The sequence below is a fragment of the Brachybacterium netajii (SeqCode) genome, from assembly GCF_054114245.1.
Window position 1 is genome coordinate 318348 of the sequence record NZ_JBSYXB010000004.1, and the last position, 25930, is coordinate 344277.

22 protein-coding genes and 4 tRNA genes are annotated in these 25930 nt (G+C 71.4%); 17 read left to right on the forward strand and 9 right to left on the reverse strand.

Translation table 11 applies throughout. The features are described 5' to 3' along the window. Positions 1–48 precede the first annotated feature (48 nt). Positions 49–1770: a formate--tetrahydrofolate ligase gene (locus ACXET9_RS10535; protein ID WP_457886595.1), complete on the reverse strand. Its 1722-nt coding sequence runs from the start codon at positions 1768–1770 to the stop codon at positions 49–51. Positions 1771–1969: 199 nt separating this feature from the next. Between ACXET9_RS10535 and ACXET9_RS10540 the strand changes: the two genes are divergently transcribed. Then, positions 1970–4150, forward strand: a complete 2181-nt coding sequence (locus ACXET9_RS10540; RefSeq protein ID WP_457886541.1) for a glycoside-pentoside-hexuronide (GPH):cation symporter — start codon at positions 1970–1972, stop codon at positions 4148–4150. 184 nt (positions 4151–4334) lie between these two features. Here ACXET9_RS10540 and ACXET9_RS10545 read toward each other — a convergent pair. Next, a tRNA-Phe gene (locus ACXET9_RS10545) sits at positions 4335–4410 on the reverse strand. 268 nt (positions 4411–4678) lie between these two features. On the opposite strand from ACXET9_RS10545, the gene ACXET9_RS10550 reads away from it, so the two are divergent. Together ACXET9_RS10550 and ACXET9_RS10555 are read left to right on the forward strand one after the other, a co-directional pair. Then, a tRNA-Glu gene (locus tag ACXET9_RS10550) sits at positions 4679–4751 on the forward strand. Between the two features lie 386 nt (positions 4752–5137). Further along, positions 5138–5211, forward strand: a tRNA-Asp gene (locus ACXET9_RS10555). 430 nt (positions 5212–5641) lie between these two features. On the opposite strand, the gene ACXET9_RS10560 is transcribed toward ACXET9_RS10555, so the two are convergent. Beyond that, on the reverse strand, positions 5642–6010 hold the full coding sequence (locus ACXET9_RS10560) for a DoxX family protein (protein WP_457886542.1): 369 nt from the start codon (positions 6008–6010) through the stop codon (positions 5642–5644). Positions 6011–6100: 90 nt separating this feature from the next. Between ACXET9_RS10560 and ACXET9_RS10565 the strand changes: the two genes are divergently transcribed. The 4 genes from ACXET9_RS10565 (at position 6101) to ACXET9_RS10580 (ending at position 9059) form a co-directional block, all read left to right on the forward strand. Beyond that, positions 6101–6706, forward strand: a complete 606-nt coding sequence (locus ACXET9_RS10565) for a MarR family winged helix-turn-helix transcriptional regulator (protein WP_457886543.1) — start codon at positions 6101–6103, stop codon at positions 6704–6706. A gap of 65 nt (positions 6707–6771) precedes the next feature. Next, the gene (locus ACXET9_RS10570; protein ID WP_457886544.1) at positions 6772–7893 is read left to right on the forward strand and encodes an LLM class flavin-dependent oxidoreductase; all 1122 of its coding nucleotides are present in this window, start codon (positions 6772–6774) and stop codon (positions 7891–7893) included. Beyond that, positions 7890–8684 carry an NADPH-dependent F420 reductase gene (locus ACXET9_RS10575; protein WP_457886545.1) on the forward strand — a complete coding sequence of 265 codons (795 nt, stop codon included), beginning with the start codon at positions 7890–7892 and terminating at the stop codon, positions 8682–8684. Before ACXET9_RS10570 ends, ACXET9_RS10575 begins: the two co-directional genes overlap by 4 nt. Before the next feature lie 12 nt (positions 8685–8696). Next, complete coding sequence (locus ACXET9_RS10580) at positions 8697–9059, forward strand: metallopeptidase family protein (protein WP_457886546.1); 363 nt, start codon at positions 8697–8699, stop codon at positions 9057–9059. Between the two features lie 70 nt (positions 9060–9129). On the opposite strand, the gene ACXET9_RS10585 is transcribed toward ACXET9_RS10580, so the two are convergent. Next, positions 9130–9822 carry a response regulator gene (locus ACXET9_RS10585; protein WP_457886547.1) on the reverse strand — a complete coding sequence of 231 codons (693 nt, stop codon included), beginning with the start codon at positions 9820–9822 and terminating at the stop codon, positions 9130–9132. Then, positions 9804–10931 carry a sensor histidine kinase gene (locus tag ACXET9_RS10590; protein ID WP_457886548.1) on the reverse strand — a complete coding sequence of 376 codons (1128 nt, stop codon included), beginning with the start codon at positions 10929–10931 and terminating at the stop codon, positions 9804–9806. The genes ACXET9_RS10585 and ACXET9_RS10590 overlap by 19 nt, the downstream gene beginning before the upstream one ends. A 172-nt stretch (positions 10932–11103) precedes the next feature. On the opposite strand from ACXET9_RS10590, the gene ACXET9_RS10595 reads away from it, so the two are divergent. The 4 genes from ACXET9_RS10595 to ACXET9_RS10610 all read left to right on the forward strand — a co-directional run bounded on the left by ACXET9_RS10595 (position 11104) and on the right by ACXET9_RS10610 (position 14891). Further along, positions 11104–12120: an ABC transporter ATP-binding protein gene (locus ACXET9_RS10595; RefSeq protein WP_457886549.1), complete on the forward strand. Its 1017-nt coding sequence runs from the start codon at positions 11104–11106 to the stop codon at positions 12118–12120. Between the two features lie 9 nt (positions 12121–12129). Continuing rightward, entirely contained in the window at positions 12130–12864 is a 735-nt protein-coding gene (locus ACXET9_RS10600; protein ID WP_457886550.1) for an ABC transporter permease, read from the forward strand. Between the two features lie 154 nt (positions 12865–13018). Continuing rightward, entirely contained in the window at positions 13019–14686 is a 1668-nt protein-coding gene (locus tag ACXET9_RS10605; protein WP_457886551.1) for an alpha/beta hydrolase, read from the forward strand. Positions 14687–14818: 132 nt separating this feature from the next. Further along, positions 14819–14891 (forward strand) — tRNA-Thr (locus ACXET9_RS10610). 55 nt (positions 14892–14946) lie between these two features. On the opposite strand, the gene ACXET9_RS10615 is transcribed toward ACXET9_RS10610, so the two are convergent. Beyond that, entirely contained in the window at positions 14947–15741 is a 795-nt protein-coding gene (locus ACXET9_RS10615) for a response regulator transcription factor (RefSeq protein ID WP_457886552.1), read from the reverse strand. Then, on the reverse strand, positions 15738–17168 hold the full coding sequence (locus ACXET9_RS10620) for a hypothetical protein (protein ID WP_457886553.1): 1431 nt from the start codon (positions 17166–17168) through the stop codon (positions 15738–15740). The genes ACXET9_RS10615 and ACXET9_RS10620 overlap by 4 nt, the downstream gene beginning before the upstream one ends. Positions 17169–17282: 114 nt before the next feature. On the opposite strand from ACXET9_RS10620, the gene ACXET9_RS10625 reads away from it, so the two are divergent. Continuing rightward, positions 17283–17720: a Fur family transcriptional regulator gene (locus tag ACXET9_RS10625; RefSeq protein ID WP_457886554.1), complete on the forward strand. Its 438-nt coding sequence runs from the start codon at positions 17283–17285 to the stop codon at positions 17718–17720. A gap of 133 nt (positions 17721–17853) precedes the next feature. After that, positions 17854–19317, forward strand: a complete 1464-nt coding sequence (locus tag ACXET9_RS10630) for a catalase (protein WP_457886555.1) — start codon at positions 17854–17856, stop codon at positions 19315–19317. A 145-nt stretch (positions 19318–19462) separates the two neighbouring features. Here the strand turns inward: ACXET9_RS10630 and ACXET9_RS10635 are convergent, their stop codons facing one another. Both ACXET9_RS10635 and ACXET9_RS10640 read right to left on the reverse strand, forming a co-directional pair. Further along, positions 19463–19846: a universal stress protein gene (locus tag ACXET9_RS10635; RefSeq protein WP_457886556.1), complete on the reverse strand. Its 384-nt coding sequence runs from the start codon at positions 19844–19846 to the stop codon at positions 19463–19465. A gap of 178 nt (positions 19847–20024) precedes the next feature. Then, positions 20025–20702, reverse strand: coding sequence for a lysophospholipid acyltransferase family protein (locus ACXET9_RS10640; protein WP_457886557.1), 678 nt, complete (start codon positions 20700–20702; stop codon positions 20025–20027). Between the two features lie 236 nt (positions 20703–20938). On the opposite strand from ACXET9_RS10640, the gene ACXET9_RS10645 reads away from it, so the two are divergent. The 4 genes from ACXET9_RS10645 (at position 20939) to nrdE (ending at position 25867) form a co-directional block, all read left to right on the forward strand. After that, positions 20939–22438 (forward strand): Gfo/Idh/MocA family oxidoreductase, encoded by a 1500-nt coding sequence (locus tag ACXET9_RS10645; RefSeq protein ID WP_457886558.1) that lies wholly within the window; start codon positions 20939–20941, stop codon positions 22436–22438. A 614-nt stretch (positions 22439–23052) separates the two neighbouring features. After that, on the forward strand, positions 23053–23310 hold the full coding sequence (gene nrdH / locus ACXET9_RS10650) for a glutaredoxin-like protein NrdH (protein ID WP_457886559.1): 258 nt from the start codon (positions 23053–23055) through the stop codon (positions 23308–23310). A 20-nt stretch (positions 23311–23330) separates the two neighbouring features. Next, the gene (gene nrdI, locus ACXET9_RS10655) at positions 23331–23729 is read left to right on the forward strand and encodes a class Ib ribonucleoside-diphosphate reductase assembly flavoprotein NrdI (RefSeq protein WP_457886560.1); all 399 of its coding nucleotides are present in this window, start codon (positions 23331–23333) and stop codon (positions 23727–23729) included. Between the two features lie 5 nt (positions 23730–23734). Then, positions 23735–25867, forward strand: a complete 2133-nt coding sequence (gene nrdE, locus ACXET9_RS10660; protein WP_457886561.1) for a class 1b ribonucleoside-diphosphate reductase subunit alpha — start codon at positions 23735–23737, stop codon at positions 25865–25867. The last annotated feature ends 63 nt before the right edge of the window (positions 25868–25930 follow it).

Below are 25930 nucleotides of genomic sequence, written 5' to 3' on the forward strand. Positions count from 1 at the left end.
TGAGGCGGTCCGGCTGCGAGGCGGCCCCGGTTCCGAGGACGGGGCGGCTCAGAAGAGGCCGACGGGGTCGCCGTTCGCGTCCAGCCCCATCCGCAGCGCCGCAGGCTCCTGCGGGAGCCCCGGCATCGTCATGATCGCGCCGGTGAGGGCGACGACGAAGCCCGCGCCGGTCCGCGGCACGAGGTCCCGCACGTGCAGGATGTGCCCGGTGGGGGCGCCCAGCAACGTGGGATCGTCGGAGAACGAGTACGGGGTCTTCGCGACGCACACGGGCAGCGTGTCCCAGCCGTGGCGCTGCAGCAGCCGCAGCTGGGTAGGAGCCCGATCCACGAGGACCACGTCCTCGGCCCCGTAGATCTCCCGGGCGATCGTCCGCAGCGCGTTCTCGACGCCGTCGGCCGGATCGTAGAGCGGGCGATATCCCCGATGCCCCGAGCCATCCGGCCCCGGCCCATCCGGCCGCCGACCATCCGGCCCCTGCCCGTCGATCACCTCGAGCACCTGGTCGGCGAGGGCGAGCCCGCCCTCGCCGCCCGCGGCCCAGACGTCGGAGAGGGCCGCGCGATGCCCGTGCGTCCGTGCCCAGTCCAGCAGCGCGGCGATCTCGGCGTCGGTGTCGGAGGGGAAGCGGTTCAGCGCGATCACCGGCTCGAGGCCGAAGCGGCCCAGGTTCTCGACATGGCGGGCGAGGTTCGCGGTGCCCTCCAGCATCGCGCCGACGTCCTCGGACTCGACGTCGGCGAGGGCGACCCCGCCGTGGAGCTTGAGCGCCCGGACGGTCGCGACGACGACCGCGGCGTCGGGGCGGAGGCCGCCGAGACGGGCCTTGAAGTCGAGGAACTTCTCGGCGCCGAGGTCGGAGCCGAAGCCGGCCTCGGTCACGGTGATCTCGGCGAGGGAGAGGGCGAGGCGGGTCGCGGCGAGGGAGTTGCAGCCGTGGGCGATGTTCGCGAAGGGACCGCCGTGGACGAGGGCGGGAGTGCCGCCGAGGGTCTGCACGAGGTTGGGGCGGATCGCGTCCTTGAGCAGCATGGTGATCGCGCCCTGGACGCCGAGGTCGCGGACGGTCACGGGCTCGCGCTCGCGGGTGAGGGCGAGGACGATGTCGCCGATCCGTCGTTCGAGGTCGTCGACGTCGGAGGCCAGGCACAGGATCGCCATGATCTCGGAGGCGACGACGATGTCGAAGCCGTCCTCGCGGGGGACCCCCTGGGCGGGGCCGCCGAGGCCGATGACGATGCTGCGCAGGGCGCGGTCGTTGACGTCGAGCACCCGCTTCCACTGGATCCGGCGCGGATCGATGTCCAGGGCGTTCCCGCGCTGGAGGTGGTTGTCCAGGAGCGCGGCGAGGGTGTTGTTGGCGATCTGCACGGCATGGAAGTCGCCGGTGAAGTGCAGGTTGATGTCCTCCATGGGGATCACCTGCGCGTGCCCGCCGCCGGTCGCCCCGCCCTTGATGCCCATGACAGGGCCCATCGCCGGCTCGCGCAGGGCGACGACGGTGCGGCGCCCGCGCAGGGTGAGCGCGTCGGCGAGGCCGACGGTGGTGGTGGACTTGCCCTCGCCCGCGGGCGTCGGCGACATGGCGGAGACCAGCACGAGGCGACCGTCGGGCCCGGGGGCCGGCATCGCGCGCACGTCGACCTTCGCGATCTGGCGCCCGTAGGGGATGAGCGCGGCGTCGGGGATGCCGGCGCGCGCGGCGATCTCGGCGATCGGCAGCGGCGTCGCCGCGCGGGCGATCGCGAGATCGGGATTGTCCAGCGGCATCATCGGCCTCCACGGGGTCGTCGTCGGGCCCGACGGGCGGCGCCCGGGCCCGCACCCACTCTACGGACGGCGGCGACCGCGGCATGGCAAGTCCCGGAGACTTCTGGGCCCGGGCGGCGGCCCGTGCCAGATTGGGGGGATCAACGCGGCGGCGCCGTCCAGGCCGAGGGCGCAGCGGACGGACGAGGAGGACCGACGCATGACGGACACGGCGGGCGCAGGCGCCCCGGCGAGCACCACGGATCTGCTGCCCCGGAAGAGGATCGTCGGCTACGCGCTCGGCGACGCCGCCAACAACGTCGCCTTCCAGATGACCTCGCTGTTCCTCATGGTGTACATGACGGACATCGCCGGGGTCCCCGCCGCGATCGCCGGCACGATCTACGGCGTCACGAAGGTGTGGGCGGGCGTGACCGACCTGGTCGCCGGCAACACCGTCGGCCGCCGGGCGACGCGGCACGGACGCCTGCGGCCCTGGTTGCTGTGGGCGAGCCCCTTCCTCGTGGTCGCCCTGGTGATGCTGTTCAGCACGCCCGCGGGGCTGTCGGGCACGGCGACGGTCGCCTGGATCCTGCTGTTCGACGCGATCTTCCAGCTGGCCTACTCGTTCGTGAACATCCCCTACGGCTCGCTGTCGGCGGCGATGACGGAGAACGCGACGGACCGCTCGCGGCTCTCGGGCGCCCGCTCGATCGCCTCCTCGGTCACCGGCGTGGTCCTCTCGCTGATCCTGTCCCCGCAGTTCGAGGACACCGCGGCCGACGGCATCCGCCTGAAGTTCACGATCGCGACGATCGTGCTGGCGGCCGTGGCGATGGTCCTGTACTGGCTGTGCTTCCGCGGCACCCGGGAGGTCGTCCCCGCCGGCAGCGGCGCGCTGAACCTCCGCACGACCCTCGCGATGGTGGTGCGCAATCCTCCGCTGCTGGTGCTGTGCCTCGGGGCGCTGTTCTTCCTCGGCGGCGGCTTCACGATGAACGCGGTGATGATGTACTTCGCCCGCGACGTCGTCGGCGGCGCCGGGTTCTTCACGCTGCTGTTCCTCGCGCAGACCGTCGGCACGATCGCCGCGGCCTCCGCCGTCCCGGCGCTCACCGAGCGGCTCGGCAAGCGCATGGGGTATGTCGGCCTCGCGATCGTGGCGGTGGCGGGCCTGGTCGTCGTCGGCGCGACCCCGGTGGGCGGGCTCCCGATCGCGCTGCTCGGCTACGTCCTGTACGGGATCGGCTTCGGCGGGTCGAACGCGCTCATGTTCTCGATGCAGGCCGACACCGTCGACTACGGCGAGTGGCGCACGGGGACCCGCGCCGAGGGCGGCGCCTATTCGGTCCTCTCCTTCGTGCGCAAGACCGGCCAGGGCGTCGGCGGCGCCCTCGGCGGCGCGATCATCGGCGCCTTCGGCTACGTCTCCGGCGCGGCGGTCCAGTCCGAGAGCGCGCTGCGGGGGATCGAGATCGCCGCCGGCTGGGCACCGGCGGTGATGTGCCTGATCGCCGCGGCCATCATGCTGGCCTACCCGCTGACGATGGATCAGCATCGCGACATCGTCCAGGATCTGCGCCGACGTCGCGCCCGCGCCGCGAGCGCCGTCGATGCCGTCGGGCCCGCCGCAGGCGCAGGCGCCTCCGGCACCGAGGGCTCCGGCGGCTCCGACGGATCCGGCGGCTCCGGTGGCTCTGATGGCGGCGCCGCCGGATCGCCGCGCTGCCTCCGCCTCGCCGACGACGGGCACCGCCTGATCGCCGACCGTCCCCTGGTGACGATCACCGAGACCTACGGCGCCGGCGCCGACGAGATCGGCCGCCGCGTCGCCGAGGCCCTCGGCGTGCCCTTCGCCGGCACCCGCTTCAGCTCGGAGGACCTCGAACGGGCCTCGTCGCCGAACCCGCGGGTCCTCGCCGACGACCGCACCGGCCGCACGCTGCGCTGGCTGCACGCCTTCTCCTGGCAGACCCTCGACGTGAACGTCGCCGCCGCCTCGGGCGACGCGCAGATCTCCACGCAGATGGTCCGCCAGAACATCGACGAGGTGATGCGCCTGGTCCGGGACGAGGGAGGCGTCGTCGTCGGCCGCGACGCGACGATGATCCTCGGCGACGTCATCGGAGCGGTCCACATCCGCCTCGAGGGCGAGGTCGAGGACCGCGTCGCCCGGGCGGCCGCCGCCGAGGGCCTCGCCCCCGAGGTCGCCGCCCAGCGGCAGGTGCGCGAGGACCGCATGCGCCCGCGCATGTCGGGCACGCTCATGGGCTGGGACCCGTCCGAGCCGACGCGCTACCACCTGATCATCGACACCAGCCTGATGGGCGCCGATGAGGCGGTCGAGGAGATCGTCGCAGCCGTCCATGACGCGCACGGCGGTGGCGGTGCTGGCAGGTGACCTGACACGTGGAGCGTCGCCGCGTCCGACACGTCATGTCCTGCTCGGACGGCTGGAGATCGTGCACCGGTCAGCGGGGGCGGCCGCGAGCCGGTGAGCTCGGGGCCGGTCCCTCGCCGCCTCAGCGCTCGATGCATGAAAGATGCATGAAAAAAGAGAGGCGATCCGAAGATCGCCTCTCTGGTGGTGGCTCCGACCGGCGTCGATCCGGTGACCTTTCGATTTTCAGTCGAACGCTCTACCAACTGAGCTACAGAGCCGTGATCACCTGTCGGTGACCGGGGTCAAGACTAGCAGGAGGTTCGGGGCGGCGCTAACCGAGAAGGGCCGATGAGAGGCAGGCCACGCCGAGGTGCTACGCCGGGTCGCGTTCGAGGTGGCATCGGGCAGGGGAGAGGCGATGCCGAGTGCGGTGCGGGAGCCTGCTCGTCGGCGCGACGGGTGTCACGTGCGCCGCACCTCGGCGGGAATCCATCGCGGGGACCGCGTCGGGATGGGTATGCTCGCCTGCGGGCGGTTCACTGCTCTGCCCCCATCGTCTAGCGGCCTAGGACACTGGCCTTTCACGCCGGCGACACGGGTTCGAATCCCGTTGGGGGTACTGCGCGGGTGCGGCACCCGGGGCATCGCCTGTCGATGCCGCGGGGACGCGGTCCACACAGAAGGGCTCCGGCATCGCGCCGGGGCCCTTCTTCCGTTCCGGTGCTGCGCCCCGGACACGCGGCGGTCCGGCGCCTCCGCCCCTGGCGTCTCCGACGCCGACCCGTGCCCCGGTCGTTCCGCAGTCCCCTCCTCTCGTCTCGTCCCGAGGACTCCTCGTTGCCTGCGGCCCCGCGCATCAGCCCCGCTCCTCCAGGGGGGGGCGGCGCGGGCGCTCGAACGGCCCTCACCAGCAGTGCGAGGCGGCTCACACGAAAAGTGGTCGGGAGTCCCCAGAACGTCCGGTAGAGTTATCCATGTCGAAAGGGAGACCGGACGACAAAGCAAGGCCCTGTAGCTCAGTTGGTTAGAGTGCCGCCCTGTCACGGCGGAGGTCGCCGGTTCAAGCCCGGTCAGGGTCGCCCCGCAGGAGAAGCCCCCGAAGCGAAAGCTTCGGGGGCTTCTTCGTTCTGCGCCCGCTCTGCGCGGCGACGAGGCTGATCGTGGGGGCTCGCCGCGGGAGTGGTCGAGGATGGCGGCCTGGGCTTCGGGCTCCTTGAGGATCCCGGGGGCGTTGCCCGCATCGCCGTCGGCGAGCATCCTGGACCCGCCTGCGCGGTTCCCGGTCCGAGCGCACACCCTCTGCTGACAGAGCTTGGGGTTGATGCGCGATCGGGTGTCGGCGTGACCTGACCATTCATCAGTCCCGGATCCGCACACGCATTCCCGCTGGCGGCCCACGACCCGCGACGCACAGCGGCCCCGACCTCATCGAGAAGCCGGGGCCGCTGTGCTGCATGGCCGTCCGGCGAGGGTCCCCCCTCGGGGGAGGGGTGTCGTCGGCTGCGCGGATCAGAACGGCTGGATCGCGAAGCGTCCGACGACGATCACCAGCGAGAGGATCCCCAGCACCAGCGCAGGGGTGAAGGCCTCCTTCCGACGGGCGTGCACGACGACGGCGCCGATCATCAGGATCAGCAGGCCCGTCGCGGCGGTCGGCACCAGCCAGCCGAGCCCCGAGAGGAAGCCGGGCACGATCAGGCCGACGGCGCCGAGCACCTCGAGGATGCCGATGGCCCGGACCTGCCAGGGCTGGAAGCCCTCGACCCACCCCATGCCGTTCTCGGCGAGCTTCTCCTTCGACGAGCTGGCCTTCATGCCGCCGGCCCCGAGGAATCCGAGGGCGAGCAGTCCGGCGATGATCCACAGTGCGATCCCCATGGGATCCTCCTTCGAGTCCGGTCTACTTGACGATTCAAGAAGATAGAGCCCCTCACTTGAAGTGTCAAGTAGAAAAGGTAGGGTGGCGGGATGGCGACCATGGACTCCCCGCAGACCGACCCGACCGCCGCCTCGACGTCCGAGCCGCCCGCGGAGCCGCGCTGGCTCTCCGAGGAGGAGAGGCGGGCCTGGATGGCGACGACCGCGCTGATCACACTGCTCCCTGCCGAGCTCGACGCTCGACTGCGCGCGCGCTCGGACCTCACGTTCTTCGAGTACATGGTGCTCTCGGTCCTCTCCGAGCAGGTCGAGCGGACGATGCAGATGAGCGAGCTCGCGCGCCTGTCCTCCTCGTCCCTCTCCCGCCTGTCCCATGTGGCCGGGCGACTCGAGAAGCGGGGGCTGCTGGAGCGTCGGCGGAGTCCGGGCGTCGGGCGGCGCACGATGGCGACGCTCACCGACGCGGGGTTTGCCGTGGTGGTCGCGGCCGCCCCCGGCCATGCCGGCGATGTGCGGGAGCTGCTGATGGATCGACTGCAGGGCGAGCAGGTCGCCGCGCTGCGCGCCATCGGCCAGACGGTGATCGGTGCCATCGACGCGGACCTCGCCTGCGCCATCGCCGCCTTCGTCCCCGCGTCCGATGCCGCGTCGTCCGCCGGTCCGGCGGGTCCGTCGGGGCCTGCGGATCACAAGTGATTGACAGATAAATCATTCGGGGCGGATAGTCGAGGCATCTCTCGACGCGCCCGAGGAGGCACCCCATGACCGCGGTTCCCGCACCCCAGAGCATCCCCGCCATCGCCCCCGAGGACCTCGTCCTCGGGGTGGACACCTTCGGCGACGTCCCCGCCGACGCCGAGGGCCACCGGCTCTCCGACGCCGAGGCCCTCCGCGCCGTCTTCGAGGAGGGCGTCCTCGCCGACCAGGTCGGCGTCGACGTCTTCGCCGTCGGCGAGCACCACCGCAAGGAGTACTCGATCTCCTCGCCGGAGACCCTCCTGGCCGGGCTCGCCACCCGCACCGACCGGATCCGCCTGTCCTCGGCGGTGACCGTCCTCAGCTCCGACGATCCGGTGCGCGTCTACCAGCGCTTCGCGACCGTCGACGCGCTCTCGAACGGACGCGCCGAGGTGATCCTCGGCCGCGGCTCCTTCACCGAGTCCTTCCCCCTGTTCGGCTACGACCTGGCCGACTACGAGGTCCTCTTCGAGGAGAAGCTCGACCTGTTCGTGAAGCTCCTCGACGAGAAGCCCGTGACCTGGTCCGGGACCCGACGTCCGGCGCTGCAGGACGCGCAGGTCTTCCCCCGCACCGCCCATGAGCACGGCATCCCCACGTGGATCGGCGTCGGCGGCTCCCCGCAGTCCGTCGTCCGCACGGCCCAGCACTCGCTGCCGCTCATGCTCGCGATCATCGGCGGCGAGCCGATCCGCTTCCGCCCCTACGTCGACCTCTACCATCGCGCGGCCGCGCAGCTGGGGACGACGGCGCAGGCCGTCGGCATGCACTCCCACGGGCACATCGCCGCGACCGACGAGCAGGCGCTCGAGGAGCACTACGGTCCCTTCGCCGCGAACCGCGACGCCATCGGCCGCGAGCGCGGCTGGGGGCCCCTGCGCAAGCAGGAGTACCTCGCCGAGGTGCGCGACGGCGCGCTGTACGTCGGCTCCCCGCGCACCGTCGCCGAGAAGATGGCGCGCAACATCGCCGCCCTCGGCGTCTCGCGCTTCGACTTCATCTACGCGGCCGGCGCCAACCGGCCCGAGGTACGCCTCAGCGCCCTCGAGCTCTACGGCACGCAGGTGATCCCGATGGTCCGGGAGCTCCTCGCCGACAGCGCCTTCGTCGCCTCGGCGACGGCCGGAGCAGGGGTCCCGGCATGAGCGCGGCGAGCGTGGGAAGCGCGGAGAGCAGGGGGAACGGCGAGCGGACGCCGCGCACGATCGGCATCCTCGGGGCCGGCAAGGTCGGCACTGTCCTGGCGCGGCTCGCGCTGGCCGCGGGGCACCGCGTCCTCATCGCGGGCTCCGGCGACCCGTCCCGGATCGCGCTGATCGTCAGCGTCCTCGCCCCCGGGGCGGAGCCCGTCGACGCCCGCACCGCGGCGGCCTCCGCCGACCTCGTGATCCTCGCCCTTCCGCTCTCGCGGCACCGGGAGCTCCCGGCCGATCTGCTGGTCGGGAAGACCGTCGTCGACACGATGAACTACTGGCGCGAGACCGACGGGGACCTCCCGGAGTACTCCGACGAGTCCGCCTCGACCAGCGAGATCGTCCAGGAGACGCTTCCCGGCGCGCGCATCGTCAAGGCCCTGAACCACATCGGCTACCACGACCTCGACGAGCGCGGCCGGCCCGCCGGCTCCCCGGAGCGCCTCGCGATCGCGATCGCCGGCGACCCGGCTCCGGCCGACGCGACGACTGCGGCCGACGGGACGGATCCGATCGCCGAGGTCGCGCGCCTGGTCGACGAGCTGGGCTTCGACCCCCTCGTCATCGGTGGCCTGCGCGAGGGCATCCGCCTGCAGCCGTACACGGAGGCCTTCGGCGCCGCGACCGATCGGCGGACCCTCCGCGCGATCGTCGACGCCTTCCCGACCACGGACCGCGGCCGCCGGATCCTCGAGGCGAGCTCCGCCTCCTCGGGCGTCCATGGAGATCACGGGCGCCCGTGATTCGATGAGCTCATGATCCGCATCAGCCGCGAGGACTTCGAGGAGGCCGTCGACGACGCCCTGGACTCCCTGCCCGAGGAGATCGCCGAGCTGATCGCCCGCTCGAACGTCGCGATCCTCGTCGAGGAGGAGCCCGAGGAGCACCAGGTCGGCCATGAGCTGCTGGGCCTGTACGTCGGGATCCCGCTGGACCGGCGCAGCGTGTTCACCGGCTATGCCGAGCCCGACCGGATCTTCATCTACCGCGGGCCGCTGCAGCGCGTGTGCCGCAGCCGCGAGCACCTGGTGCAGCAGATCGCCGTCACCGTGAAGCACGAGCTCGGGCACCTGTTCGGGCTCAGCGACGCGCGCCTGCACGAGCTCGGCTGGGGCTGAGCGCCCGGCCGTCGGCGTCACGGCTCACTCGCTGACGGCGCCCCGGCTCACGCGTCGACGGCGCCCCGGTTCACTCGCCGTCGACGAGGTCGGAGTCCAGGTCCGACAGCCCGGCCTCATGGGCGATGATCGCGATCTGCACGCGGTTGCTGCAGTCGAGCTTCGCGAAGATCTTCGAGACGTGCGCCTTCACGGTCGCCTCGCTCATGAACAGCCGCATCCCGATCTGCGCGTTCGACAGACCCGCGCCGACGGCGCCCAGCACCTCCGTCTCGCGCTCGGTGAGCTGCTCGAGGCCCGGATGGCGGTCGCTGCGGGAGCCCGGGTTGGCGTCGGAGAAGTGCGTGAGCATCCGCCGCGTGACCGTGGGGGAGAGCATCGCCTCGCCGTGGGCGACCACGTGCACCGCCCGCGCCAGCTCCTGCGGCGGGGTGTCCTTGAGCAGGAAGCCGCTGGCCCCGGCCTGCAGCGCCTGGAAGACGTACTCGTCCATGTCGAAGGTCGTCAGCATGATGATCCGCGGGGCGTCCGGGAGGGCGGAGACCGCGCGGGTCGCCGCGATGCCGTCCATCTGCGGCATGCGCACATCCATCAGCAGCACGTCGGGCCGATGCTTGTGCACCAGCGGCACCGCCTCGGTGCCGTCCTTGCCCTCGCCCACGATCTCGATCCCCGGGTCCGCCCCCAGGATCATCGCCAGCCCGGCGCGGACCAGGGAGTCGTCGTCGATCAGTCCGACCCGCGTCAGCTCGCCATCGGCCACGGGATCACCGCCTTCACCTCGAAGCGTCCATCGTCGGTGGGTCCCGACGAGATCGTCCCCCCAGCATGCAGCACGCGCGTCTCGATGCCGGACAGGCCCATGCGGGCGCCCGGCAGGTCCGTCGTGAAGCCCTTGGGCAGGACATTGCTGACCTCGATCACGAGGTCGGTTCCGGGTTCGCCGATGAGGGCGACCCGGGCCCGGGTGTGCCGGGCATGCTTGTGGATGTTCGTCAGCCCCTCCTGGACCACCCGGTAGGCGGTGCGGGCGAGGGCGTCGGGCACGGGGTCGTCGATGAAGTCGAACAGCTCCACGCCGATCCCCGCGCTCTTCGACCCGGCGACGAGGGCGCGCACGTCCTCCCAGGTCGGCTGCGGGGCCAGGGGCGCCGCCTCGTCGTCCCCGCGCAGCACGCCGAGCACCTCCCGCAGCTCCGACAGCGCCGTCGTCGCGGTCTGCCGGATCAGCGCGGCCGACTGCTCGACCTGCTCGCGCTCCAGCGTCGGATTCACCTCGAGGGCCCCGGCATGCAGGGCCACCAGCGAGATCTTGTGGGCGACGATGTCATGCATCTCGCGGGCGATGCGCGTGCGCTCGGCCCGGCGCGCCTGCTCCTCGGCGGAGGCGCGACCGGACTCGGCCTGCTCGGCGCGCTGCTGCAGCTCGGCCAGCAGCAGGCGCCGGGTCGAGGAGTACATGCCGGTGGCGACCGCGGCGGCGACCAGCAGCACCATGAGGATCAGTCCCGACACCGTGACCTCGGTGTTCGAGATCAGCAGCAGCGGGACCGCGCCGGCGGTGACGGCGAGGGCGGCGACCAGCAGGGTCCGGATGCGGGAGGAGGAGCGGGTGGCATAGCAGTAGGTGCCGATCACCAGCACCGTCAGCGACCCGGCGGCGGCGTCGAGCGCGAGCACGAGCGGCAGCAGCCACGGCCAGTACCGGAAGCGCAGCAGGAGGGTCGCGCCGAGCAGCACGATCAGGACCGCGCGGGGGATGAGCAGGGGTCCGGGATCGAGCAGGACGACGGCGACCGCCTCGCCGACGACGAGCACGACGAGGAGCGCCTCCTGCCAGGTCCGACGGACCGGCTGTCCCAGGGTCTCCATGCACGCCAGCCTATCGACCGGACGACCTCCGCTCCGCGTCGGAAGGGGGACGCCCGGCCCGCCCGCCCCCGCCGCAGGGCGAGGCCGCGGAGGCGCGATGCACGACGATCGTCGGCGCCGCGCGACCCCCGCGGACGATGCGACGGCTCCGCGCTGCGAGGAGCCTGGAGGCATGGACACGACGACCACCCCCACCCGCAGCCCGGCCGCCCTCGAGGTGCGCGGACTGACCAAGCGCTACGGAGACCGCGCCGCCGTCGAGGATCTCTCCTTCACCTGCGAGCCCGGCACCGTCACCGGCTTCCTCGGCCCCAACGGCGCCGGCAAGTCCACGACCCTGCGGATCCTCACCGGCCTCGCCCGCGCCGACGCCGGCGAGGCGCTCGTCGGCGGCACCCCCTTCACCGCCCTCGACGCCCCCGCCCGACGGATCGGCGTCATGCTCGACGCAACCGCCCTCGCCAAGGGCCGCACCGGCCGCGAGACACTCCGCCTGACCGCCCGCGCGATCGGCGTCCCCGCCGCCCGCGCCGACGAGATCCTCGAGACCGTCGGCCTCGCCGACGCCGCCCGCAAGCGCGTCGGCGGCTACTCCTACGGCATGCGCCAGCGCCTCGGCATCGGCGTCGCCCTCATGGGCGACCCCGCCGTGCTCGTGCTCGACGAGCCCGCCAACGGCCTGGACCCCGAGGGCATCCGCTGGATGCGCGGCCTGCTGCGGGACTTCGCCGCCGCCGGCGGCACCGTGCTGCTGTCGAGCCACCAGCTGCGCGAGGTGCAGGCGACCGTCGACCGCGCGGTCGTCATCGCCCGCGGACGCCTCGTCCACGAGGGCACCCTCGACGAGCTCTCCGCCGGCGACGGCGGCACCCTCGTCGGCGCCCTCGAGCCCGCCGCCCTGCTGCGCGCCCTCGACCGCGACGGCATCGCCCATGAGGTCCGCGACGGCGGGATCGTCGAGGTCGGCCTCGCCCCCGAGGACGTCGGCCGCCTGGCCCTGCGCGAGCAGATCGTGCTGACCTCCCTCGGCGCCTCCGACCGCGGCGGCCTCGAGGAGGTCTTCTTCGCCCTCACCGCCGGCGCCGACCGCGCCAGCGGCGGTGACAGCGCTCCCGGCTCCGCCCCGGGTGCCGCCGGCCCCGGTGCCCCCGCTGCCGCGCCCCGTCCGACCCATTCCGTCCCCGCCTGAGGAGAGATCATGCGACCCGACATCGACCTCCGCGGATATCTCGACACCCGCGGCACCGCCATCACCCTCGCCATCAGCGTGCTCGCGCTCGCCGGCACCGCCGTGCTGGCCGGGCTGATCCAGCCCGTCGCGCTGGACACCGGCCTCTCGGACGTGTCCCTGACCATGGCGCTGATGAGCCTTCCCCTGTCCCTGATCATCCCCGTCGTCGCCGTGGTGATCACGGCGGGGGAGTGGTCCGACCGCTCCGTCCAGGTCACCCTCCAGCAGCGGCCCTCGCGCCTCGCGGTCATGGCCTCGAAGGCGATCGCGGCGCTGATCATGAGCGCCGTGCTGATCGCCCTGTCCATCGGCCTCGCGTCCCTGACCACGCTGATCGGCGGCGAGCTGCTGGGCGAGGGCGCCGTGTTCAGCACCTTCGACGACGTCATGACCACGCAGCTCGCCGTCCTCGGCGCGGTCGTGCTGTTCTCGATCGCGATGGGCCTGCTGACCCAGTCGACGGTGATCGGCCTGATCGCTGCGATCGGCATCCCCTTCGTGGTCTCCACGGCCGGCGGGATCGCCATGCTGCTCGGCTCCGACCTGGTCTCCGACATCCTGCGCGCACTGGATCTGCAGACCGCCGCCTCCCAGCTGGGCACCGGTGACGCCGGTGCCTTCGAGCTGCTGCCGCTGCTGATCCTGGTGATCGCCCCCGGCCTGCTGGGCGCTCGCCGCTGGGCGGTGCGCGAGGTCGGCTGACCCGTCGGCCGACCTCTCAGCCGACCTGTCAGCCGACCTGTCAGCCGACCCGTCGGCCGACCCGCCGGCTGAACCCGGCGCCTCCCCGGTCGCCTCCTAGGATGGGCGGGCCGCGCACAGCGCGGCCCGCCTTCTCGCCGTCCCAGGAGCTTCCATGCGCCGCGCCCGTCCATCCCGTCCGCTGCACCGAACCCTCGCGGGGATCGCGCTCGCCGCCCTGCTGCTGTCCGGCTGCATCGCCGGCTCCGAGGGCGGGTCCGACGGCGGCTCCGCCTCCTCGGACAGCGCGGCCTCCGACGGCGGGTCCGGCGACGGCACCGGCGACGGCACGGCCGACGAGCGGGCGCTCGCCGAGACCGGCGTCTCCGCGGCCGTGCTCGACGTCGACCCCGCCGAGGACGCCGCCTACGCCGCCTACTACGACCAGGACATCGTGTGGACGGGCTGCGACGAGGAGGCCCAGGCCCTCGCCACGACCTCCGTGCAGTGCGCGAGCATCACCGTCCCCGTGCAGTGGGACGATCCGACGGCGGGGGACATGGACATCGCGATCCTCCGGGTCGCCGCGAGCGGCGGCGCCTCCGAGGGCTCGCTGCTGGTGAACCCCGGCGGGCCCGGCGTCTCCGGCGTCGACTTCGTCGCCCAGGTCGGGGCCCTCTACTTCGGGGCCGACGTCCGCAGCAGCTACGACATCATCGGCTTCGACCCCCGCGGCGTCTCGCGCTCCGCGGGCATCCGCTGCCTCTCCGACGCGGAGACCGACGAGTACCGCGCCGACACCTACGACGCGACCACCGCCGAGGGCATGCAGACCTCGATCGACTGGATGGCGCGGATCGCCGATGCCTGCGAGGAGAACTCCGGGGACGTCCTGCCGTATCTCGACTCCCTCTCCGCGGCGCGCGACATGGATGTGCTGCGGGCCGCCCTCGGCGACGACGCCCTGCACTACCTCGGCTTCTCCTACGGCACCTATCTCGGCTCCCTCTACGCCGACACCTATCCGGAGCGGGTGGGCCGCATGGTCCTCGACGGGGTCCTCGACCCCTCGATCGACCTCAACGAGTTCGGCGCCGGGCAGGCCGCCGGCTTCCAGGAGACCGCCGTCGCCTTCGGCGAGTACTGCCTCGCGCAGGACAGCTGCCCCTTCGACGGCCCCACCGGCGAGGACGCCGCCGCGCAGCTGACCGCCTTCCTCGACGGCATCGCCGAGGACCCCCTGCCCACCGGCGACCCGGACCGCCCCCTGACCGGCTCCCTCGCCGTCACCGGCATGCGCTTCTTCATGTACGCCGACGAGAACTGGCCCTACGCCCTCGACGCTCTGAACGCCGCGGTCGCCGGCGACGGCTCCACGCTCCTGCGCTACGCCGATGCGGCCGACGGCCGGAACGACGACGGCACCTACGCGAACAACGCCCTGTACGCCGTCAACGCGATCAACTGCCTCGACCATCCCGGCGTCGCCGACCGCGACTGGCAGCTCGAGGAGACGCAGCGCCTGTTGGAGGAGTACCCCGACGCCGGCTTCAGCGCCTACGCGCAGGCCCTGTGCGACCAGTTCCCCTTCCAGCCCGTGCGGGATCCCGCACCGGTGACCGCGAGCGGCAGCGACCTCATCGTCGTCGTCGGCACCACGCATGATCCGGCGACCCCGTACGCCTGGTCCGTCTCGCTCGACGAGCAGCTGGAGAACTCGACCCTGATCACGGCCGACGGCTACGGCCACACCGCCTACGGCCGCAACGGCGGCTGCGTCGAGAACGCCGTCGACGCCTATCTGGTCGACCGCACCGCCCCGGAGGAGGGGCTCACCTGCTGACCCGGACCGGTCTGCGTCCTCGTCCCGTCCTCATGCTCGACCCCGGAGTGTGACGTGACGCTCGTCGTCCTGCTTTGCGCCCACGGCCTGGACTCTCGTAGAGTGGTCGAGTCCGCCGCGCGCGACGGGCACGCCGCCTTAGCTCAGTCGGTAGAGCGATTCACTCGTAATGAATAGGTCGCCGGTTCGATTCCGGCAGGCGGCTCCGCGAGACGAAGCCCCCACCCTGCACCAGCACCGCTGGATCGGGTGGGGGCTTCTCACATCCCGCTCGAGCGCCCCGACCGCGGAGGCGCCGCCAATCCGAGGCCGAACGCCCGCAGCGCCAGATCGAGGCGCGAGTCCGCGTCGAGCTTCGTGAGCAGCGAGGAGACGTGGGTCTTCACGGTCGAATCGGTGATCTCGAGCGCGGCGGCGACCCCCGCATTGCTCAGGCCCGTGCACACCAGCGACAGCACCTGCGTCTCCCGTCGGCTCAGGCCCAGCGCCGCACGGCGCGCGAGGAGGTCCTCGGGGGCGCCGTCGCCCGTGGCGTCGGCCCCGCCGGACGCCGCTCCTCCGGGTCCCGAGATCGCGCCGGGCCCGACGGAGGACCCGACGGAGGGGCCGACGGCGGGTCCGACGAGCTCCGGGCTCAGCAGCGTGACGGACCGCTGCGACGCGGCACGGATCGAGGCGGTGAGGGCGTCGTGCCCGGCGGTCTTCAGCAGGAATCCGCAGGCGCCGGCGGCGAGGGCCTCGCGCACCTGGTCGTCGGACCCGAAGGCGGTCAGCATCAGCACGGCGGGGGAGCGCACCTCCGTTCCGTCGGTGTCGCCATGGTCCTCGTCGGCGGCCGCCCGGGCCCGCAGGCGACGCACGGCCTCGATGCCGTCCATGCCGGGCAGGTTCAGGTCCATCAGCACCACGTCGATCGCTCGACGCGCGAGGACCTCGAGCGCCTCCTCGGCGGTGCCGACGCTCGCGGCGACCTCCAGGTCGTCGGTCTCGGCGATGCAGCCGGCGAGACCGCCGCGGACGAAGGCATCGTCGTCGCACACCAGCACCGAGATCATCGCGCCTCCGCGGGGGCCGGCGCCGCGCTGCTCGATGCGGCGGAGATCGAAGCGGCGCTGCTCGATGCGGCGGAGACCGCTGGGCCGACCGCCACGGGGATGCTCACCCGGGTCAGGAAGGTCCGTCCGTCGCCGTCGGCGACGAGACCTCCGCCGACGGGCGCGAGGCGCTCGCTCAGGCCGACGAGACCCCAGCGCGATCGGCGCGGGGCGTCCGCGCCGTCGGCCCCGTGCGGCGGGACGGGACCGCGCAGCCGGAGGAGAGGATCCTCCGCGATGCCGTTGAGCACGGCCAGCTCGAGGACGGCTCCGGCTCCGGCTCCCGCTCCGGTTCCGGCTCCGACGGCGGCTCCGACGGCGGCGCCGCGGAGCGCGGGCCCGTCGTCCTCGTGCAGGTCCAGGAGCACGGCGACGGGAGCGCCGCGGTCGCCGTGGCGGCGGATGTTCTCCTCGATCTCGTCGAGGCAGCGGCGCAGCAGATCGAGGGGGAGGCCCCGACCACCGCGCCGGACCTCGTTCGAGACCTCCGCGCAGAAGCCGTCGGAGACCAGCTGCAGGCGCATGCTCTCGAGGAGCTCGCCCGCGGTGGGGCCGCCGGCCGTCCCGGTCGTGGTGACCTCGGCGCGAGCCGTGTCGTCGCCGAGGCCGCAGACCGTGCCGGCCCAGTCGTCCTCGCCCTCCCCGCCGTGCTCCGCCTCGAGGCGCAGCGCGTCGAGCAGGATGCGCATCTGCGCGGCACCCTCGCGGGCGGTCTCGGAGATGCGGCGCAGCGCGAGGGCGTCGTCGGGATCCAGGGGGTCCAGGCGCGTGCGCTCGTCGGCGAGGAGCGCGACGCGGGTCATGGCCCGGGCGCCGGCGTCGTGCAGCTCGCGGGCGATCGCACGGCGCTGCTCGGCGAGATCCGTGAGGCGCCGGGCGCGCTCGTGCCCGGCCTGCCGGACGAGCTGACGCACCCAGGCGCCGCCGAGGACCGCGGCGATCTCGACCAGCAGACCGGCGGAGAGCATGGTCACGACGTCGGCGCCGGGGAGGTCGGTGAGGAGCAGGGAGGTGCAGTCGATCGCCAGATGGGCGCCGGCGGCGAGAGTGCCGAGCAGGACCCGGCCATGGGCGGCGGCGGAGGCGACCGCGATGGGGCTCGCGAGGATCGACAGGCCCAGATGCCCGGGCGCGTGTCCCAGGGTCGCCAGGAGCACCGCGGCGATCAGGGCGCAGGCCGGCAGCGGATGCCGCAGCGAGAGCCCGGCCGCGATGCTCAGGAGCACGGCGACGACGACGGAGAAGAGCCCCTCTGCGAGGGCGGTCGGGACCGTCGCGAGCGCCAGCAGACCGGTGACCACGGCGATCGCCGGCAGGCTGTCCGGGCGCGGCGCGCGGACCACGGCCCGCCCTCGGACCGTGGCCGCGGTGCCGGGGGACGCGATCACGGAGCCCAGGGTAATGGCGGCGCTCGCCGGAAAGGGAGAGGTTCTCGCAACATGACATGTCTGGATCGCACCGCTTTATGGAACGAGTCCAGAAACGGTGGTACGGTGTCTCCCATGACGAGCTTCGACCACTCCGCGGCACTGCGCGATGCGAGCCTGCGGGTCACCGCGCCCCGCCTCGCCGTCCTCGAGGCGATCGAGGAGCTTCCTCATGCCGATGCCGACGCCGTCGCGCAGGCCGTCCGGGACAAGCTCGGTGCGGTCTCCCGGCAGGCGGTGTACGACATCCTCAACGCCGTGACCGATGCGGAGATCGTGCGGCGGGTCGCCGTCGGCGGCCGCAGCATGCGGTACGAGATCCATCGTCACGACAACCATCACCACCTCGTCTGCACGCAGTGCGGGCGGCTCGAGGACATCGCATGCGTCATCGGCGAGGCGCCCTGCCTCGCCCCGAGCGATGATCACGGCTTCGAGATCGAGATCGCCGAGATCGTCTTCCGCGGCGTGTGCTCTGATTGTCGGGAGGCGGCGGCCGCGGCCTCCGCCTGACCCGCACCCCGACCGTCGGCCCGAGGATCCGTCCCCGGTCGAGGAGTCCCCGAATCTTCCTGGTGCTTCCGCCCAGGCATCCATCTGTTCCAGAATCTGTCACATTGTCAGAAAGAACCCGAGGAGAAGAACCATGACCCAGTTCGATCCGTCCCTCCCGTCCACCACGGAGTCCGGCGCTCCCCGTCAGAGCGATGCGCATTCGCTCAGCCTGGGCGCGAACGGCCCGCTCCTCCTGCACGACGTGGCCCTCGTCGAGAAGCTCGCCCGCTTCGACCGCGAGCGCATCCCGGAGCGCAGCCCCCACGCGAAGGGATCCGGCGCCTTCGGCGAGCTCGAGATCACCGAGGACCTCTCGCAGTACACCAAGGCGGGGCTCTTCCAGAAGGGCGTGAAGACGCCGATGCTGGCGCGCTTCTCGACCGTCGCCGGTGAGCTGGGCTCGCCCGACACCTGGCGCGACGTGCGCGGCTTCGCGCTGAAGTTCTACACGCAGGAGGGCAACTTCGACATCGTCGGGAACAACACCCCGGTGTTCTTCCTCCGCGATCCCATCAAGTTCCCCGACTTCATCCACTCGCAGAAGCGCCTCCCCGATTCCGGCCTGCGCGACAACACCATGCAGTGGGACTTCTGGACGTCGGTCCCCGAGAGCGCCCACCAGGTCGCCTACGTCATGGGCGACCGCGGTCTGCCGAAGTCCTGGCGCCACATGAACGGCTACTCCTCGCACACGTACCAGTGGGTCAACGAGGCCGGCGAGCAGTTCTGGGTCAAGTACCACTTCCTCACCGAGCAGGGCCTCGAGTTCCTCTCCAACGAGGAGGCCGACAAGCTGGCCGGGACCGACGGCGACTTCCACCGTCGCGATCTCTTCGAGTCCATCAAGGCCGGGGACTTCCCGTCCTGGCGCGTCGAGGTGCAGATCATGCCCTACGCCGATGCCGCCGAGTACCGCTTCAACCCCTTCGACCTCACGAAGGTGTGGCCGAAGAAGGACTACCCGCGCATCCCGCTGGGCCGCTTCACGCTGAACCAGAACCCGGTGAACCACTTCGCGCAGATCGAGCAGGCCGCCTTCAGCCCCTCGAACACCGTGCCGGGCACCGGCGTCTCCCCGGACAAGATGCTGCTGGGCCGCGTCTTCTCCTACCCGGATGCGCAGCGCAACCGTCTGGGCACGAACTTCAACCAGCTGCCCGTGAACCGTCCGATCGTCGCGACGAACTCCTACGACAAGGAGGGCGCGATGAACTTCTTCCACAGCGGTGACGCGCCGGTCTACGCGCCGAACTCCTTCGGTCGTGCGTACCAGAACGAGCAGGGTCCGGTCGACAACGGCTGGGAGGCCGACGGCGCCATGATCCGCGCCGCCTACACCCTCCACGCCGAGGACGACGACTTCGGCCAGGCCCACACCCTGGTCCGCGACGTCATGGACGACGCCGGCCGCGCCCGCCTGATCGACACGGTCTCCGGCGGTCTCGCCGGGGTCGCCGAGCCGGTCCGCTCGCGCGCCTTCCAGTACTGGAAGAACATCGACCAGGAGGTCGGCGAGGCCATCGAGAAGAAGGCCCTCGAGATCGCCGGCGCCTGATCCGTCCGCCGGCGCCGGTCCGACGACCGGCCCCGGCACGACGCCTCAGCGCGACGACGACGCGGCCCGCTCCCCTCGGGGAGCGGGCCGCGTCGTCGTGCGGGGGCTCGGCGCGTCAGAGCGCGGCGCCTCGGACTGCGGGGCCTCAGACCACCATGACCTCGCTGCGCGCGGACAGCAGCAGCTTCTGCACGGTGATCCCCAGGAGGTGCCGGCCGAGGTCCTTCTGCCGACGGATGCCGATGACCAGCAGCTCCGCCTGCTCCGCATCGACGAGGTTCAGCAGCACCTCGGCGATGTCCTCGTCCGTGTGCTCCTGGCGGAGGTCGACGCGCACGGAGGCGCCGCGCAGGGCGTCGCGCGCGATCTCCAGCTGCCGGTCATCGGCATGGCGCGGATCGCCCGTCACCCCGTCGCGCACGACGTTGACGACGATCAGCGGCCCGCCGCGGCGCTCGGCCTCGACGCGAGCCGCATCGAGCGCCTTGAACCCCACCTCGGTCGGGATGAATCCGACGACGACAGCCATGGTGCACTCCTGCGTTGCGCTCAGCGGTTCTGCTCGGGGGCCGACGGCGGAACCTCGCCGTCGCCCACTGCGATCCTACGGTCTGCGCGCGGCCGATGCCGCGCACCGGTCCCGACGAGCGCTCCGGAGCGGCCGGATCGGGACGGCCGGATCGCCGCGGGAGCGCGGTCGCTCCGCGTCAGTCCTGGCCCATGTCGGGCTGCTCGACGTCGGAGCGCCGCTGCCCGGAGAGCTTCTGGATCTCGTCCATGATGAGCGAGGTCATCTCCCGCCGACGTCGGCCCTTGCTGAGCGAGGGGTCGATGACGTCGAAGTCGACGGGGCGGCCGATGCGCATCGTCATCAGACCGCGATGCGGGAAGGACGCGGGATCCATCAGGTGCTGGGTGCCCTTGAGGCCCACGGGGATCACCGGGCAGCCGGACTCGAGGGCGAGCCAGGCGGCGCCCTGCTTCCCGGGGTGCAGGAGGCCGTCCTTGGAGCGCGTGCCCTCGGGGTAGATGCCGAAGCCGTCGCCGCGGCGCAGCACCTCGAGGCCGGCCTGCAGGGCGCCCTTGCCGGAGGAGAGGGCCTCGCGGTCCAGCGGCACGGCGCCCACCTGCTCGAAGAACCACTTCGAGACCTTCCCGGCGACGCCGCCCTTCTTCCAGAAGTCGTCCTTGGAGATGAAGTGCACGGGACGGTCGACGAGCACCGGGATGAGGAAGCTGTCGACGTTCGCGAGGTGGTTCGAGGCGAGGATGAACCCGCCCTCGCGGGGGATGTTCTCCCGCCCGGTCACACGCGGGTTCCATGCCAGCTTGACCGGCAGGGTCACTGCGGCGCGTGCGCCGATGTAGACGGCCGAGGGCACCATGTCCTCCTGGGAGCAGGGGTAGGGGAGGCACCACGATAACGCTGAGCGGCCGGTCCGTGCGCACCGGAATCGGGCTCCGACCGGGGCGCGGGCGCCCGCGAGCGCTCGCGGGTCCGTGTGGTAGAACAGCCCCAGCGCGTCGCGCCGGCCGCGGTGCGGCGCCGGAGAGCCTCCGGCTCCCGCGACGAACCGCACGCGCCCGCCGCCGCCCTTCGTCCAGCCGAGGAGCTCGTCCGATGCCCAAGACCCTGAACATCGCCGTGATCGGCGCCGGAACCATGGCCCAGGCCGTGCATCTGCCGGTGCTGCGTCGGCGCTGGGACCGCTTCTCCGTCGCCGCGCTGGTGGATCACTCGGCGCGCCGTCGCCGGGAGTCCTCGGAGGTCTGGGGCGTGCCCGAGGAGAAGCGGTTCGAGACCGTCGCGGATCTCATCGCCGCGGTGCGCGCGCGCACGATCTCCGTGGACGCCGCCCTGCTCTCCACCGACGGCCTCCATGTCGAGGACCTCCTCCAGCTCCTGCGCCGCGGCATCCCCGTGCTCGTGGAGCCCCCGCTGGGCTTCTCCGCCGAGGAGATCGCGAAGGTCGCCGACCTCGAGCGCATGACCGGCCGCAGCCTGCTGATGATGGCCTATCCCCAGCAGCATGACCCGTCGGTCGACCGCATCGCCGAGCAGATCTCCGCGAAGGACGTGCGGATGATCGACTACGAGGTGCTGATGCCCGCGAGTCAGCCGCTGTTCGGCGCCGCGCACGTCACCACCTCCGCCTACGACCTGCCCTCCGAGAAGCGCACCGCACGCCGCACCGCCCTGCAGGAGGCGGTCATCGCCGGCACGGGCGACGGCGCCTCCCAGCGCGACCGCGACCTCTACGTCAAGGGTCTGCTCACGGGCGTCGCCCACCAGCTGGCCGTGATCGAGCGCGCCTACGGCCCCGTCGCCGACGTGCATGCGGTGCGGCACTGGCCCAAGGGCGTCATCCCCGGCTCGATCGAGATCCTCGGTGAGCTCGCCGCCGGCGGACGCGTCCGCCTGGTGTGGCATTACCTGCCCTTCGCCCCCGAGTACTCGGAGACGGTGCAGATCCTCTCGGCCCGCCGTCGCATGCTCCTCGAGCTGCACGCCCCCTCCCACGGCGATCGCCGCTCCACCCTGTCCCTGCGCGAGAAGAAGTCCGGCACCGTCACCGAGACCTCGACGGTCGCGGGCCTGGGCTCCGCGGAGGCGATGTGGGAGGCCTTCCACCTCTTCGTCGAGAAGGGCAAGGGCCCGGTCTTCGGATCGGCCCAGGAGAAGGCGCAGGTGGAGCTGCTGCACGGCGTCCTGGAGAGCATCGTCGTCGGCGAGGGGCGCACCCTCGAGGCCGAGCCGGAGCCGGAGGTCGACGCTGCGACCGACGCGGAGAGCGCGCCGGAGTCCGATGCCGCGCCGGTGACCGACGGGTCGGCGGAGGCCGACGAGGCTGCCACGGGCGCCGGGTCGGCGGAGGCTGACGCGACCGACGCGACCGACGCGACCGACGCGACCGACGAGGCTGCGGAGGCCGGTGCGCCGTCGGAGCCCGTCGACGCGGCCGAGGCGCTGCCGGAGCCGACCAACCCGACCGCTCCGATCGACGCCTGGACCCTCGAGGAGCAGACCGAGCAGACCGAGCCGGCGGAGCCGACGGATCCGGTGGAGCAGGCTGAGCCGTCCGTGCCGGCCGCCGCGCCGGAGGACCCGGCGAAGAGCTGAGCGTCGCGGCCGGGGGCGGCCGACGGCAGGATCGTGCAGGAGGGCGGCGGCACCGCGGGAGCGGAGCCGCCGCCCTCCTGCGTGCCCGATCGGTGATCCGGTGGCGCATACCGGGCGGAGTGCGCGACACGCCGGGGACGTGACGCGACACGCCCGGGACAAGCCTCACGTCGGGCCCGGCGGAGGGGTGCTCCAGCGGTCCCGTCCACCGTCCGTGCACCCCCGCGCATCCGCCGTCCACAAGGGCATCGGCCGTGCATCCTCGGCGTTCGTCCCGTCGCGGCCCGCTCATCCCCAGTGCTCCCGATCCATCCACATCCCGTCAACAGGGCGTTGTGGATGACACCTTTGTAACTCAGTACATCTAGTGGTCGTGGCACGGGGGCACCACTAGGTGTAGTGTTGATGGAGTCGCAGCGATCCACTGCTCCCCACGGATCCGCGGCTCTCGGAAGGCCTCCTCGGAGGCGCCGCGAGCTGGTCTGACAGGGGGCGGCAGGACACTGGCGGCACGGCCCGGGACGTCTCGCGACGTCCCCTCCGCCGACCGGAACACCCCGCTCTACCCTCTCCTTCGCGCCGCCTCGGCGCGGCGCTCGAGAAAGGCCCTCTCCGTGGACATCACCGTGTACTCGAAGCCCCTCTGCGTGCAGTGCGACGCCACCAAGCGAGCGCTCACCAAGGCCGGCGTGGACTACTCCGTCGTCGACATCACCGAGGATGCCGACGCCCTCGCCGCGGTGAAGGCCCTCGGCTATGTGCAGGCGCCCGTCGTCATCACCTCCGATGACCACTGGTCCGGCTTCCGTCCCGACAAGATCAAGGCGATCGCGGCGGTCTCCGGCGAGCAGCGCCGCAGCGCCGCCGTCTGACGCGAGGGAGGAGGCTCGGCGTGTCCGCGCTGGTCTACTTCTCCTCGGTGTCGGGGAACACCCATCGCTTCGTCGAGAAGCTGGGCATCCCGGCCCGCAGGATCCCTCTGCACTCCCGGGACGAACCCCTCGTGATGGACGAGGAGTACGTCCTGATGGTCCCGACCTACGGCGGCGGCAACGGCCGCGGCGCCGTCCCCAAGCAGGTCATCAAGTTCCTCAACGACGAACGCAACCGGACACTGATCCGCGGCGTCATCAGCGGTGGCAACACCAACTTCGGCGAGGCGTACTGCCTGGCGGGGGACATCATCTCCGCCAAGTGCCGCGTCCCGCACATGTACAAGTTCGAGCTCCTGGGCACTCCTCGTGATGTCCAGCGAGTCCACGATGGATTGGAAGAGTTTTGGCGACACTGACGGAGATGCCCTCTGTCGAGCACAACAAGAAGCTCGACTATCACGCGCTCAACGCGATGCTGAACCTCTACGGTGCAGACGGGAAGATCCAGTTCGAGAAGGATCGTCTGGCCGCCCGCGAGTACTTCCTGCAGCACGTGAACCCCAACACGGTGTTCTTCCACTCGCTGCGCGAGAAGATCGACTACCTGGTCGAGAACAACTACTACGAGAAGGCCGTCCTCGATCAGTACGACTTCTCCTTCGTCGAGTCGCTCTCCGAGCAGGCGTTCGCGAAGAAGTTCCGCTTCCCGACCTTCCTCGGCGCGTTCAAGTACTACACCTCGTACACGCTCAAGACGTTCGACGGGAAGCGCTACCTCGAGCGCTTCGAGGACCGCGTCGTCATGGTCGCCCTCACTCTCGCCCGCGGTGACGAGAACCTCGCCCGTCACCTGGTCGAGGAGATCCTCGACGGCCGCTTCCAGCCGGCGACGCCCACCTTCCTCAACGCCGGCAAGGCGCAGCGCGGCGAGCTCGTGTCCTGCTTCCTGCTGCGCATCGAGGACAACATGGAGTCCATCGGCCGCTCCATCAACTCCGCGCTGCAGCTGTCCAAGCGCGGCGGCGGCGTCGCGCTGCTGCTGAGCAACCTGCGCGAGTACGGTGCGCCGATCAAGCACATCGAGAACCAGTCCAGCGGCGTCATCCCCGTGATGAAGCTCCTCGAGGACTCCTTCTCCTACGCGAACCAGCTCGGTGCGCGCCAGGGCGCGGGCGCCGTGTACCTGCACGCGCACCACCCGGACATCATGCGGTTCCTCGACACCAAGCGCGAGAACGCCGACGAGAAGATCCGCATCAAGACGCTCTCCCTCGGCGTCGTGATCCCGGACATCACCTTCGAGCTCGCGAAGAAGAACGAGCCGATGTACCTGTTCTCCCCGTACGACGTGGAGCGCGAGTACGGCAAGCCCTTCGCCGACGTCAACATCTCCGACGTCTACCACGAGATGGTCGACAACCCGCGGATCTCCAAGAAGAAGATCAAGGCGCGCGAATTCTTCCAGGTCCTCGCGGAGATCCAGTTCGAGTCCGGCTACCCGTACATCATGTTCGAGGACACCGTGAACCGGGCCAACCCGATCCCCGGCAAGGTCACGCACTCGAACCTGTGCTCCGAGATCCTCCAGGTGGCGACGCCGTCGGAGATGAACGTCGATCTCTCCTACGACACCATGGGCCGGGACATCTCCTGCAACCTGGGTTCGCTGAACATCGCCAAGACGATGGACTCCCCGGACTTCGCCACGACGATCGCCACGGCGATCCGTGGCCTGACCGCGGTGTCGGACACCTCCGACATCGAGTCCGTGCCGACGATCGCCGAGGGCAACAGCAAGTCCCATGCGATCGGCCTCGGCCAGATGAACCTGCACGGCTACCTCGCCCGCGAGGGGATCCACTACGGATCCGAGGAGGGCCTGGACTTCACCAACATGTACTTCTACGCGGTCACGTACCAGGCCATCCGCGCCTCCAACGCGATCGCCAAGGAGCGCGGCGAGGTCTTCTACGACTTCGAGAACTCCGACTACGGCACCGGCACGTACTTCGCCAAGTACACCGACCAGGTCTGGGAGCCGCGCACGGCGAAGGTCCGCGAGCTGTTCGCGAACTCCTCCGTCCACCTGCCCACGCAGGAGGACTGGGCGCAGCTGCGCGAGGACGTCATGAAGCACGGCATGTACAACGCGTACCTGCAGGCCGTCCCGCCGACCGGTTCGATCTCCTACATCAACCACTCGACGAGCTCGATCCACCCGATCGTGTCGAAGATCGAGATCCGCAAGGAGGGCAAGATCGGGCGCGTCTACTACCCGGCGCCCTACATGACGGACGACAACCTCGAGTACTACGAGGACGCGTACGAGATCGGCTACGAGAAGATCATCGACACCTACGCCGAGGCCACGAAGCACGTGGACCAGGGCCTGTCGCTGACGCTGTTCTTCCCGGACACCGCCACCACGCGCGACGTCAACAAGGCGCAGATCTACGCATGGCGCAAGGGCATCAAGACGCTCTACTACATCCGCCTGCGCCAGATGGCGATCGAGGGCACCGAGGTCGAGGGCTGCGTCAGCTGCATGCTCTGACCGGCTGACCGGCTGACCGGCTGACCGGCTGACCGGCTGACCGGCGGCGCCGGATCCAGCAGC